The organism is Streptomyces sp. BHT-5-2, assembly GCF_019774615.1.
Classification (GTDB): domain Bacteria; phylum Actinomycetota; class Actinomycetes; order Streptomycetales; family Streptomycetaceae; genus Streptomyces.
Map to the genome: position 1 here is coordinate 2405345 of NZ_CP081497.1, position 12559 is coordinate 2417903.

Sequence of the window (12559 nt, forward strand, 5' to 3'; positions counted from 1 at the left end):
CGAGCGTCTACGATCACTGCCCCTTGGAGCCGATCAACCGGTCGGCGCCGTCGTGCCGTTGGGCGTCCAGCGCGCGGGCGACGTCCTCGCGGGCTTCGAGCAGCAGTCGGCGCAGGGCCGGGGCCGAATGGTGCGTGGCGAGGTAGGCGTCGGTGGCCTCCAGGGTGGCTTCCTCCACCAGGGCGCGTGGGAAGAGGGCGTCGACGAGGCCCCGCGCGAGGTCGCCGCCGCGCTCGTCCCACAAGGTCGCCAAAGCAGCGAAGTACCGGTCGACATAGGGGCGTAGCAACTCGGCCCCGTCCTGGGGGAGGTTGGCGAACGCCTCGGCGACGGCGGTCTGCACGGCGTGCGGGAGATCGGTGCGGTGCACGACGGACTCCCAGGCCGTCGCCTTCGCCTCGGCGGTGGGGCGGGCGGCCAGGGCGCGGGCGGCGTGGCGGAGCCCGGCCGCGGTGTGGTCGTGGGCCGCCTCCTCGTCGATCGCCGCGGCGTCGGCGCGTCCCGCGGCGGCGAGCGCGGTCAGCAGCTGCCAGCGCAGCTCGGCGTCACCCGCCAGCCCCGGCACCGTCCGCTCGCCGGACAGCAGCGCGGCAACCCGGTCCAGGTCCGTGTCCGAGCGGGCCGTCTCGGCGAAGGCGCCGGCCCACATCAGTTGGAAGTCGCTGCCGGGCTCGGCCTGCCCCAGCAGCTCCCACCAGGCGGCGGCGAGTGCGTCGCGGGCCGCGGCGCGGTCGGCCGGCGCGGTGCAGCGGGCCACGGCCGTCTGCGCCTGCCGCTGCTGGACCTGTGCGATGCCGAAGTCGGTCTCGTGGGGCAGGCAGGCGGTGACGGCCCGGAGGTACGTCCGGGCGGCCAGTTCGGCGCTGGTGACCATGTCCCACAGTGCGTACCAGCACACCGCCCGCTGCACCGGCTCGCGCAGCGCGCTGACGTGCGCCAGCACGGTGGCCAGCGAACGCTCGTCGAAGCGGATCCGGGTGTAGCCGAGGTCGTCGTCGTTGAGCAGTACCAGATCGGGCCGGCGCACCCCGTGCAGCTCGGGGATCTCGGTGCGGGGGCCGGTCACGTCGGCCTGCACCCGGCGGACCCGTTCGAGGCGGCCGTCGCGGAGTTCGTACAGGCCGATGGCGATCCGGTGGGAGCGCAGTCGGGGGTGCGCGGCGGGCGCGTCCTGGACGACGGCGAAGGAGCGGAAGCGGTCGTCCCGGTCCACGGTCAGCTCGGGGCGCAGGGTGTTGGGCCCGGCGGTGCGCAGCCACTCCTCGGCCCAGTGGCCGAGGTCGCGGCCCGAGTGCTTGCCCGCGATGGCGAGGAGGTCGGCCAGGGAGGCGGTGGACCAGGCGTGCCTTCCGAAGTAGTCGCGCATCGCGTCGTCGAAGGCGTCGGTGCCCACCCAGGACACCAACTGCTTGATGACGGCGGCGCCCTTGGCGTAGGTGATGCCGTCGAAGTTGACCTGGACGTCGGTGAGGTTGGCGATGTCGGCCACCACCGGGTGGGTGGTGGTCCGCTGGTCGGCCTGGTACGCCCAGACCTTCTCGACGTTGGCGAACATGGTCCAGGACTGGGTCCACTCGGTCGCCTCGGCCTGGCAGCGGGCGGAGGCGTAGGTGGCGAACGACTCGCTCAGCCACAGGTCGTCCCACCACCGCATGGTGACCATGTTCCCGAACCACATGTGGGCCATCTCGTGCAGGATGGTGCCGGCCCGGCGCACCCGGAGCGCCTCGGTGGCCAGGGAGCGGAAGACGTACTTCTCGTGGACCGTGACGCAGGCCGCGTTCTCCATGGCCGCGACGTTGAGTTCGGGCGCGAAGACCTGGTCGTACTTGGCGAACGGGAAGGCCCCGAACACCCCGGTGTAGTGGTCCAGGCCCTGCCGGGTGGTGTGCAGGACCTCGTCCGCGTCGAGGTGCGGGGCGAGGGAGGCCCGGCAGGCCACCGCCAGCGGCACCGGCCGCCCGTCGGGAGTGGTGTAGGTGGTGTCGCGCACCACGTGGTATTCCCCGGCGACCAGGGCGAACGCGTAGGTCGGCAGGGCCGGGGTCGGCGCGAAGTGCCAGGCGGCGCCCTCGGGCGCGGCGGGGGTGGGCGAGGCGGAGAAGAGCTGCCAGCCTTCCGGCGCGGTCACGCTCAGGGTGAAGGGGGCCTTCAGCGACGGCTGGTCGAAGCAGGCGAAGACCTTGGCCGCTTCGGCCACTTGGAGGTGGGTGTAGAGGTAGACCTTGCCGTCGGCGGGGTCGGTCATCCGGTGCAGGCCGGTTCCGGTGTTGGTGTAGCGGCAGTCGGCGACCACCCGCAGGCGGTTGCGGGCGGTGAGGTCCGGGAGGCGGATCCGGCCGCCCTCGCACACCGAACGGGGGTCCAGTTGCCGGTCGTTGAGCTCGATGGAGTGGATGCGTTCGGGCACCAGCTCGGCGAAGGTGGTGGCGCCCGGTTCGGTGGCGGTGAAGTGGATCTCCGTCTCGGAGCGGAAGACGTCCGGGCCCGTGGTCAGGTCGAGATGGATCCGGTAGGAGTCGACGCGCAGCAGCCGGGTGCGCGCGTCGGCTTCGGCGCGGGTGAGTTCAGTGATCGCGGACACCGTGGGGTGCTCCTTGTGTGCGGGGGTGGTTGTGGGGCGGGTCAGGCGGTCGGGGTGTACGCCAGGGACGTGGTGGCGGCGGCCGCGTCGAGCCGCCGCTCGCATGCGGCGCGGTCCTCACCGGCGCAGACGACGTAGGCGAAGCGGCCCAGATAGCCGTTCGGGGGCAGGCGCAGTTCGGCGCCGGGGTCCGCGATCGGCTCGGCGTACAGCAGCCCGCCGGCCGGGTCCGGTGTCGGGACGGTGACCTCCTCGACGCGGCAGTCCCGCGGCGGGTAGCTGAACCGGATGCCGGTCGCCCGGCGCTCGGTGGGGGTGAGGTCGGGGCGGATGCCCAGGGCGAGTTCGACGGCCACCCGGCCGGGCTGGATCCCGGTCGCCAACTGGCCCAGCCAGGGGATCAGGTCGCCGCCCAGGCGGGCGTTGACCTCGATGATGACCGGGCCCTTGGCGGTGAAGCGGACCTCGGTGTGGGTGGTCCCGGTCGACACCGCCAGCGCCCGGTGGGCGGCCCGCAGGATCCGGAGCAGTTCGGGATCGCGGAGCAGTTCGTCGTCGGCGTCGACGACGTGGCCGGTCTCCTCGAAGTAGGGCTCCATGCCGGTCTGCTTGCGGGCGAGGAACATCGGCTGGTACGTGCCGTCGAGGCAGGCGCCGTCGATGCTGATCTCGGGGCCGGTCAGGTACTCCTCCAGGAGCACCCCGCCCTCGTAGTCGGGGGAGCCGCCGTGGCCGGCTTGTTCCGCCATGACGAAGGCGTCGTCCAGTCCGGCCGGGTCGTCGACCCGCACCACGCCGATGCTCGCGCCCATGCCGCGCGGCTTGAGCACCATGGGGAAGCCGATCGCCGCGGCGGCCTCCCGGGCCTCGTCCAGGGTGAGCGCGAGGGCGTAGCGGGGCTGGGGGAGGCCGGCCAGGGTGAGGGCCCCGCGGGTGCGGTGCTTGTTGCGGCACCGGTCGGCGCCGTCCGTGGTCAGGCCGGGCAGGCCCAGCTTCTCGGCGATCGCCGCGGCGGTGGTCACCAGCGTCTCGTCATAGGTGAGGACGCCGGTGATCCGGTGCGAGGCGGCGATGCGCAGGGCCGTGCTGGATATCCGCTCGCGGTCCGGGATCAGCCGGGCCCGGTCGAGCAGTGGCACCACGCTGGAGCCCACGATGTGCGGCTGCTGCCAGGTCGGCTCCGAGGAGTCGATCAGCCACAGCGGGTGCCGCTCGGCGGCGCTCGCGAGGAGGTACTCGCGGTAGCGCTGCTGGCCGCTGCCGATCACGAGCAGTACGTCGGTGGGTGCGGTCATCTTCCTGACTCCTCGGCCGTGACGGGGGTGGGGCGGGTGCGGGTGCCCGCCTGAAACCAACCATCGCCGTGTGCGGGCGGGTTGGCGGCCCGTGGACGACACCGGCAATCCGCCAGGCGGAAACCTGCCAAGGGGAGGAATCTCCACAGCCGGATCAAGTCGCCCGAGAACATGACAAGCCATGACGAGAATCTGGCGGATTCACCTCCGCTTCATACCCGGAAGCATGAATTCACTGCGCTTCAGATCGATTTGATGGGTTTTGTGAGAGGGGCGTATTTCTGCCAGGCGGTTTGCCGGGTGTCTTTTCGGCCAGCCAACCGGCCCGCGCGCTGCCATGGTTGCTGCCGAGCGGGCATCCCGGCACCACAGCCGGTCGAGGCCCCGCCATCCCTCTCCCCACGCCACATGAGGAGTTCGCATGTCCCGCATCCGTACCGCCGCAGCCGCCCTCGCGCTCGCCGCCTTCGTGTCCGTCCTGGCCGTCAACACCAGCTGCGGCCCGGAGGACTCGGGCTGGGGCGCCACGCTGGCCAGTGCCGACGACTCCGGCTGGGGTTCGACCCCGCCGACCGCCGACATCAGACCGGCGGGCGCCCTGCGGATCTGACCGCCCGACCCATCCGGCTCCGGGCGCAACACCGGGGCGCACCCACGCCACTGCACAAGGGGAAGTTCATGTCCAAGCACGACGTCGAAGTCCTCGCCATAGGAGCCGGCCCGGCCAATCTGGCACTGGCCGTGGCCCTGGAGGAGCTCGCGCCGCCCCACCTGGCCGGCCGGACCCTCCTGCTGGAGCAGGGCGACACCATCGCCTGGCAGCGCGGCATGCTGCTGCCCTGGTCGCAGAGCCAGGTCTCGTTCCTCAAGGACCTGGTGACGCTGCGCAACCCGCGCAGCAAGTTCTCCTTCGTCAACTACCTCCACGAGAACGGGCGGCTGGAGGAGTTCATCAACCTCTCCACCTTCACCCCCTACCGCAGCGAGATATCCGACTACCACCGCTGGGTGGCCGAATCCCTCGACCGGGTCCGCGTGCGCTACGGCTCCAAGGTCACCTCGCTGGTGCCGCGCCGGGACGGGTCCGGCGCCGTCGACGGCTGGCTGGCCCACACCGCGGACGGCGCCGTCATCTCCGGCCGCCACCTGGTCGTCGGCGCCGGCCGGGACGCCAACGTCCCCGCGGTCTTCCGCGGGCTCGGCGCCGACCGCGTCATCCACAGCACCGAATACATGGACCGCATCGCCGCCCGGCCCCGGCGGGCGGGGGAGCGGGTGGTGGTCATCGGCGGGGCGCAGAGCGCCGCCGAGATGTTCCACTCCGTCCAGCAGGACCTGCCCGGCTGCACTCCCACGCTGATCATGCGCTCGATCGGCCTCAACCACTACGAGACCAGCAAGTTCACCAACGAGCTGTTCTTCTCCGGCTTCGTCGACGAGTTCTACGCCGCGGACCCGACCGCCCGCGGCAGCATCCTGGAGGAGATGCACCGCACCAACTACGCGGGGCTGACCCCACCGATGCTGGAGCAGCTCTACCGGCAGGTCTACCTGGACCGGATGCGCGGCGGCGGGGGCCTCGCAATCCGCACCATGACCCGCGTCACTGACGTCCGGGACACCGGCGACGAACTCGTCCTGACCCTGACCAACCGGCTGACCGGCGCCGTCGAGGAACTCCCCTGCGACCTCGTCCTGCTCGGCACCGGTTTCCGCCCCGAACAGCCCGCCGTCATCCGGAACCTGGCCGACGCACTGGGCCTGGCGAAGATCGAGGTCGGTCGCGACTACCGGCTGGACCTCGGCGAACAGACCGCCGCCAGCTGCTACTTGCAGGGCGTCAACGAGGCCACCCACGGCATCGCCGACTCGCTGCTGAGCATCCTCGCCACCCGCAGCGAGGAGATCGCCAGAAACCTGATCGACCACGCCGCACGGTCCCCCCGGACCGCGTCGCGCCCCACCGCCGAGGACCGCGAGCCGGTTCCGGTCCTCTGAGCCCCGCGGCCCCGCCCCCGCCAGGCGACCGCGCCCCGCCGGCAAGCCCACTCTTGCCCTTCCCTAAGGAACTCCCTTGGACATCCGACACTTCGACCGCGCCGCGCTCGACGCGGACAACGGCTGGTCGCAACGGCTGCTGCCGTGGCCCACGCTGAACGCCCCCTTCGAAGGCGCCCAGAGCGTCATCCGCGCCGGCGCCTCCTCGCCCAAGCACGCCCACCACGAGTACGAGATCTTCATCGCGGTGAAGGGCGAGGCGTGGATCGAGTCCCGCGGCGAGCGGCTGCCGTTCGTGGCCGGCGACATCGTGCACTTCCCGCCCGGCCACGAACACCAGGTCATCAACGACACCGACACCGACTTCGAGATGTTCAGCGTCTGGTGGGACAGCGACATGAGCGCGGCGTTCACGAAGCGTCACGAGAGCGAGGGCTGAACCATGCCGTCCCGCAACGAGCTGGGCGACCGGCGCGTCATCGTCATCGACACCCCGCCCACCCCCAACGGCAGCCTGCACGTCGGCCACCTCGCCGGCCCGTTCATCGCCGCCGACGTACACGCCCGCTACCTGCGCGCCACCGGGCGCGGCGTGCTGTACTCCTCCGGCACCGACGAGAGCCAGACCTACGTCCTGGCCAGCGCCCGCAAGCTCGGCATCGCCCCCGAGGAGCTGGCCCGGCGCTCGTGGACCGGCATCCGGGACACCCTGGAGACGATGGGCATGTCCCTCGACGGCTTCGCGCCGTACGACGACGGCTACCGCGCCACCGTCCTGAAGTTCGTCCAGGAGCTGCACGCCGCCGGCAAGTTCGAGCTGCGCACCGTGCGCCTGCCGTACTCCGAGAAGACCGGCGAGTTCCTCGTCGAGGGACTGGTCTGCGGCGACTGCCCGATCTGCCTGTCGGAGAGCCGCGGCGGCCTGTGCGAGACCTGCGGCCATCCCAACAACTTCGACGAGCTGATCGGCGCCCGCTCCACCGTCGACCCCACCGACCGGCTCACCACCCGCGAGGCCGAGATCCTGGTCCTCCCGATGGAGGACTACCGGGACCGCCTCACCACCTACTACGCCGAGAAGCTGCCCTATCTGCGGCCCCACATGGCGCAGTTGGTGCGCGAACTCCTGGACCGGCCGCTCGCCGACTTCCCGATCACCTACCCGATCGGCTGGGGCATCGAGGCACCGTTCCCGGAGACCCCCGGACAGGTCATCAACGCCTGGGTCGAGGGCATTCCGGCGGTCATGTACACCACCGACCACGCGGCCCGGCAGCTCGGCGAGGAGACCGCCGCCTCCGACGAGCTGTGGCGGACCGACCACGACCACGAACTGGTCTACTTCATCGGCTTCGACAACATCTGGTTCTGGGGCCTGACCCACCTCGCCCTGATCATGGCCCACGAGGGCCGCTACATCGTCCCCGACGCCATGATCGTCAACGAGTTCTACGAGTTGGAGAACGAGAAGTTCTCCACCAGCCGCGGGCACGTCCTGTACGCCGAGGACCTGCTCAAGGAGGTCCCCCGGGACCTCGTCCGGTTCTACCTGGCCCTGGCCAACCCCGAGAACCAGCGCACCAACTTCAGCCGGGCGGCCCTCGACAAGGTCACCGACGAGCGGCTCGTCCAGCCGTGGGAGCGGCTCCGCTCCCGCCTCGACGAGGCGGCCCGCACGGTCGGAGCCACCACCCTGCCGGTCTCCGACCGGGCCCGCCGGCACGCGGCGATCATGTTGGAGCGGTTCGCCGCCTGCTACGAGCTGGAGGGCTACAGCCTCACCCGCGCCGCCGACCTCATCTGCGTACAGCTGGAGCGACTGGCCCGCTGGACCGAGGAGCTGGACCTGAGCGGCCAGAAGCCGGACCGGACGGCCCTCGGCGACCTGTACCTGGAGGTCCGCACCCTGATCGCCGGCGCCTCGCCGATCCTGATCGACCTGGCCGAGGCGGCCGCGCTGACCGACGGCTTCGACGGCTCGCTGGGCTTCGAGACCTTCGCGCTCTCCGAGGTCAAGCCGTTCGCCCTGCCGCAGCTCGGCACGAGCACGGCCCAGGCCGGCTGAAGCCGTGCGGATCATCGTCGTGGGAGGCGGAGTGATCGGCCTCCTCACCGCACTGGAGTGCTCGCTCGCGGGCGCCGAGGTGAGCGTCGTGGACCGGGGTGAGATCCCCAACCCGGAGGCCACCTCCTACGACCGGCACCGCGTCCTGCGGGCCCTGCATCCGGGCGCCCCCGAGGCCGCGGCGGCCATCGAGGCCCATCACCGGTGGGCCGAGGTCGAGTCCCGGCTCGGCGCCGACGTCTACCACCGGGTCGGGGCCCTGACCGTCCTGGGCCCCGGCGAGCCCGAGGTCTCGGCCGCCGCGCTCGCCGAGGTGCCGGGCGCGCTGCGGCTCGACGAGCGGCAGATCGTCGAGCGATTCCCGCACCTGCGGCCGCCCCGCGGCAGCCGCGCGGTGCTGGAGCGCAACGGGGGAGTGCTGCTCGCCGACCGGATCCTGACCGGCACCGCCGGCCTCCTGGCCGGTCGGCCGGGTGTCCGGCTGCTGCCCGGCCGGCGGGTCACCGGCGTGGAGGCGCCGTTCGGACTGGTGCGGCTGGCGGACGGCACCGCGCTGCGCGGTGACGCGGTCGTGCTGGCCGCCGGCCTGTGGTCGCGCGAACTGCTCGGCGCCGACCGGACCGACGACCTGACCCTCTACCGGCAGACCCAGCTGATGTGCACGGTGCCCCCGGACCTGCGGGCGGTGTGGGAGCGCACGCCCACCATCCCCTCCCTCGGCACCCCGGAGGGCTCCTGGCTGGTGCCGCCGGTGGCCGGGACCCCCCTCAAGCTCAGCGCGGCCGTCGCCTGCCGGCCCGTCGAGGAGGTGACCGACCGGACCGCCCCCGACGAACAACGGGCCCGGCTGGTGCGGCTCTTCGCCGCGCTGCTGCACGGATTCCGGGCCGAGTGGATCGAGCGGGCCGAGGACAGCTACTACCTCGCCGACAGCACGACCCACGGCCCGGTCCTCGGGCAGCTGGGCGAGGAGAACGCGTGGATCTACGCGGCCTGCGGCGGCTCCTCGTTCAAGTTCGCCCCCCTGATAGCCCGTTCACTGGCCCGCCGGGCGCTGGGCACCGGGCCCGCCGTCCCGACCGGCCTGGCCGCGGTGGACCGCCCGGTGCGGCTGCCCGACCGGCTGCGCGCCCCCGACCACTTGATCTCAGGAGTCGCACCATGACCACCTCACTGGCCCCCGGGGCACCGCAGGCGGCCCAGCCAACCGGCCGGGACCGGTCCGAGTGGCTGATCCTCCCGGCGAACTTCGTCACCTACCTCGGCAACGGCATCCAGATGATGGGCGCCTCCCTGCTGGTCCTCGAACAGCAGCGGACCGCCCTGTCGGTGGGCTGGCTGTTCATCGTGATGGCCATTCCGCAGGTGCTGCTCTCGGTGCTCTTCGGGCGGCTCGTCGACCGCTTCGACCGGCGGATGATGTGCCTGCTCTGCGACGTGGCGAGCGCACTCGCGGCGCTGTCGCTGCCGGTCGCCCTGGCGCTCGGAGCCTCCACACAGATCACCGCCTACGCCGTGACCTTCGCGCTGTCGCTGATCTCCGCCGCGTTCAACCCCGCCAGCAACGCCCTGGTGCGGGAACGGGTGCGGTACGAGCGGCTCGGACCGTTCAACGCCAACTTCTCGATGTCCACGCAGGCGGGCTCGCTGCTGTCGGCGGCCGTCGGCGGCTTCCTGATCCAGGTCTTCGGCCTGACACCGATGTTCTACTTCAACGCCGCCACCTTCGCCTTCTCCGCGGTGTGCTGGGTGCTGCTCGGCCGCAAGCCGCGGGCGAGCGCCGAACAGGCGGCCGGGGAGGGGGCCGCGGCGGGCGCGCCGACGGGCGGACCGGTCAAGCGGCTCGGGCTGCTGCTCGCCGTCGGAAGCGTCAACATCACCGTCAGCAACGTGCTGTTGGTGGTCCTGGTCATCCAGGTGTTCAAGGAGCACGCGGGCATCTTCGGGCTGGTCGACGCGCTCGCCGGGGTCGGCATGCTCATCGGCTCGGCCGTCTACAAGCGGATCTCCGCGCGGGTCTCCAACCTGGCGCTCGCGGCCTTCGGATTCGCGGGGAACGCGGCGCTGATCGCCGTGGAGCCGTTCCACATCGCCTCGCTGATGACCGCGATCCCGTTCGCCGCGTTCGCCTTCGGCTTCGCCGCGATCTCCTCGCGCACCCTGCTGATGCGGGCCGTCGAGGACAGCCGCTCCGGCCGGGTCTTCGGCACGGTCAACGCGGTCAGCCTGGCGGCCGGACTGGTCGTCACGATCACCCTGTCCTACCTCGCCGACCACCGGTCCGTGGCCCTCGCGTTCTGGAGCCTGTCGATCCTGATCGGCGTCGTCCCGCTGGCCGCCATCGCCACCATGCGGCGCTTCTACGCCACGCAGGAGCGGACCGCCGCCACCACGCCCGTGCCGCAGCCGGCCAACTGACCCCGAGGAGCCCGCACCATGAAACTGCTCGCGCTGGAGGCCCTCCAGAACGCCCAGTACTACCTCTCCCGCTACCAGCAGGTCGAGGAGTTCGGGGCCGAGCTGTACGTCCTGAACGGCCTGGGCGAGGACGCCTACTGGCCCGCCGAGCGCTACCGCGTCGCCGGCTCGCAGCAGATCGACGACATCGTCGCCGCCGCCCGCGCCTGGCACGCCGAGGAGCACTTCGAGGGCGTGCTGACCTTCTCCGAGGCCGGTGTGGTCACCGTCGCCGCCGTCGCCGAGGCGCTCGGTCTGCCCGGCATCGGGGTGGAAGCCGCCCGCACCAGCCGCAACAAGTACCTGATGCGCCGGGCCCACGAGAAGGGCGGCGTCCCGATCCCGGCCTTCCGCCTGGTCTCCGACCTGGCCGAGGCGCACGCGGCCGGCGAGGAGTTCGGCTACCCCGTCATCCTCAAGCCGACGCTGGGCGCGGCCAGCAACTTCGTCTTCCGCGTCGAGGACGCCGACGACATGGCCGAGCGGTTCGCCCAGGCCCTCGACGGCATCGACGACATGTCCTGGTACCGCATGGAGGCGCACGGCATAGACCTGGGCCCGCAGGGGCTGCTGGTCGAATCCTTCCTGGACGGGCGGGAGTTCCTGTGCGAGGCGGTCGCCTGGGACGGCGAGGTCTACCTCGGCTCGATCGTCGACCGGGTCACCGTCGAGGGCGACACCTTCGACGACGACGTGCACGCCGCACCGACCTCGCTGAGCCCCGACCGGATCGAGGAGCTGCACCGGGCGGTCCGGGCCGGCGTGCGGGCCCAGGGCGTCACCCACGGCGTGCTGCACGCCGAGGTCCGCTACCACCGGGGCGCCCCGCACATCCTGGAGATCGCCGTGCGCCCCGGCGGCGGCGGGCTCGACCACATCGCCCGGCTCACCGCCGGCCACTGCCCGATCCGGGCCCTGATGGACACCGCCCGCGGCGTCCGGCCGAAGGTCGGCGCGTACACCCCGACCGGGGTGCACATCGCCGGTATGGCCCTGCTGTGCGACTCCGGACGGATCGAGCGGGTCGACGTCCCGGCCGAACTCACCGACTCCGACAAGGTCTTCTTCTTCAAGATCACCGCCCGGCCGGGGGACCTCATCCGCCGTCCCCCCGAGGGCAACTCCATCCTCGGCTTCCTCGGTGTCACCGGCACCTCCTTCGAGGACGCGATGCGCACGGCGACCGACCTCGCCAACTCCATCGACGTGCGGTTCGCCCCCTGAACCAGGCCGTCACCCGGCCGCCCACCAGACCTTTCCGCACCCAGGAGGGACCAACCATGCCCTACCCGCAGCCCATCGAGCCGCCGCACACCCCCGAGGCTCCCCGCACCCGCACCGCGATCCGGCGCCGGCTGCTGATGTGCCGCCCCAGCCACTTCGACGTGCACTACTCCATCAACCCGTGGATGCACCCCGAGAAGCCCGTGGACGCCGAACTCGCCCTCGCCCAGTGGGAGACGCTGCGCGCGCTCTACGAGGAGCTCGGGCACACCGTCGAGCTGATCGAGCCGGTCGGCGGCCTGCCCGACATGGTCTTCGCCGCCAACGGCGCCACCGTCGTCGACGGCAAGGTGTTCGGCGCCCGCTTCCGCCACGTCGAGCGCACCGCCGAGGGCCCCGCCTACCTGGACTGGTTCCGCGACCAGGGCTACCAGGAGCTGTGCTGGCCCGAGTACATCAACGAGGGCGAGGGCGACTACCTCCTCGTCGGACGCCGGCTGCTGGCCGGCACCGGGTTCCGCACCGATGTGCGCTCGCACGCCGAGGCACAGGAGTTCTTCGGCGTCCCGGTCACCGGACTGACCCTGGTCGACCCGGAGTTCTACCACCTGGACACCGCGCTCGCGGTGCTGTCCGACACCGAGGTCATGTACTACCCGGCCGCCTTCACCCCCGGCAGCCGGGCCGTGCTCCGCGAGCTCTACCCGGACGCGATCCTCGCCACCGACGCGGACGCCGCGGTCTTCGGCCTCAACGCCTTCAGCGACGGCCACAACGTCCTGCTGCCGCAGTCCGCCACCCACCTCATCGACGCGCTGCGCGAGCGTGGCTTCGCACCGCGCGGCGTCGACCTGTCCGAGCTGCTCAAGGCCGGCGGCAGCGTCAAGTGCTGCACGCTCGAACTCCGCGACCGTGCCTGAGCAGCCCCCACCACTC

The 12559-nt window shown here is 71.9% G+C and carries 10 protein-coding genes; 8 read left to right on the forward strand and 2 right to left on the reverse strand.

Annotated features, from left to right (window positions below; translation table 11 throughout):
- Positions 1 to 13: 13 nt before the first annotated feature.
- A complete protein-coding gene (gene pepN / locus K2224_RS38235; protein WP_221911691.1) occupies positions 14 to 2584 on the reverse strand; it encodes an aminopeptidase N in 2571 nt (856 codons plus the stop codon).
- 41 nt (positions 2585 to 2625) lie between these two features.
- The gene (locus K2224_RS38240; protein WP_221911692.1) at positions 2626 to 3879 is read right to left on the reverse strand and encodes an ATP-grasp domain-containing protein; all 1254 of its coding nucleotides are present in this window, start codon (positions 3877 to 3879) and stop codon (positions 2626 to 2628) included.
- Positions 3880 to 4300: 421 nt separating this feature from the next.
- Between K2224_RS38240 and K2224_RS38245 the strand changes: the two genes are divergently transcribed.
- The 8 genes from K2224_RS38245 to ddaH all read left to right on the forward strand — a co-directional run bounded on the left by K2224_RS38245 (position 4301) and on the right by ddaH (position 12543).
- Positions 4301 to 4489: a hypothetical protein gene (locus K2224_RS38245; RefSeq protein WP_221911693.1), complete on the forward strand. Its 189-nt coding sequence runs from the start codon at positions 4301 to 4303 to the stop codon at positions 4487 to 4489.
- A 68-nt stretch (positions 4490 to 4557) separates the two neighbouring features.
- Positions 4558 to 5877, forward strand: a complete 1320-nt coding sequence (locus K2224_RS38250; protein ID WP_221911694.1) for a lysine N(6)-hydroxylase/L-ornithine N(5)-oxygenase family protein — start codon at positions 4558 to 4560, stop codon at positions 5875 to 5877.
- Positions 5878 to 5953: 76 nt separating this feature from the next.
- A complete protein-coding gene (locus K2224_RS38255) occupies positions 5954 to 6316 on the forward strand; it encodes a cupin domain-containing protein (protein ID WP_221911695.1) in 363 nt (120 codons plus the stop codon).
- A gap of 3 nt (positions 6317 to 6319) precedes the next feature.
- Entirely contained in the window at positions 6320 to 7942 is a 1623-nt protein-coding gene (locus tag K2224_RS38260) for a class I tRNA ligase family protein (protein WP_221911696.1), read from the forward strand.
- A 4-nt stretch (positions 7943 to 7946) separates the two neighbouring features.
- Positions 7947 to 9107, forward strand: a complete 1161-nt coding sequence (locus K2224_RS38265) for an FAD-dependent oxidoreductase (RefSeq protein ID WP_221911697.1) — start codon at positions 7947 to 7949, stop codon at positions 9105 to 9107.
- Positions 9104 to 10360 (forward strand): MFS transporter, encoded by a 1257-nt coding sequence (locus K2224_RS38270; RefSeq protein ID WP_221911698.1) that lies wholly within the window; start codon positions 9104 to 9106, stop codon positions 10358 to 10360. The genes K2224_RS38265 and K2224_RS38270 overlap by 4 nt, the downstream gene beginning before the upstream one ends.
- Positions 10361 to 10378: 18 nt before the next feature.
- Positions 10379 to 11623: an ATP-grasp domain-containing protein gene (locus K2224_RS38275; protein WP_221911699.1), complete on the forward strand. Its 1245-nt coding sequence runs from the start codon at positions 10379 to 10381 to the stop codon at positions 11621 to 11623.
- Positions 11624 to 11679: 56 nt separating this feature from the next.
- Entirely contained in the window at positions 11680 to 12543 is an 864-nt protein-coding gene (ddaH, locus tag K2224_RS38280; protein WP_221911700.1) for a dimethylargininase, read from the forward strand.
- The last annotated feature ends 16 nt before the right edge of the window (positions 12544 to 12559 follow it).

Coding starts and splice junctions, on each gene's coding strand:
- K2224_RS38240 (WP_221911692.1), bottom strand. CDS start 3,879: ATGACCGCACCCACCGACGTACTGCTCGTGATCGGCAGCGGCCAGCAG.
- K2224_RS38245 (WP_221911693.1), top strand. CDS start 4,301: ATGTCCCGCATCCGTACCGCCGCAGCCGCCCTCGCGCTCGCCGCCTTC.
- K2224_RS38250 (WP_221911694.1), top strand. CDS start 4,558: ATGTCCAAGCACGACGTCGAAGTCCTCGCCATAGGAGCCGGCCCGGCC.
- K2224_RS38260 (WP_221911696.1), top strand. CDS start 6,320: ATGCCGTCCCGCAACGAGCTGGGCGACCGGCGCGTCATCGTCATCGAC.
- K2224_RS38270 (WP_221911698.1), top strand. CDS start 9,104: ATGACCACCTCACTGGCCCCCGGGGCACCGCAGGCGGCCCAGCCAACC.
- K2224_RS38275 (WP_221911699.1), top strand. CDS start 10,379: ATGAAACTGCTCGCGCTGGAGGCCCTCCAGAACGCCCAGTACTACCTC.
- ddaH (WP_221911700.1), top strand. CDS start 11,680: ATGCCCTACCCGCAGCCCATCGAGCCGCCGCACACCCCCGAGGCTCCC.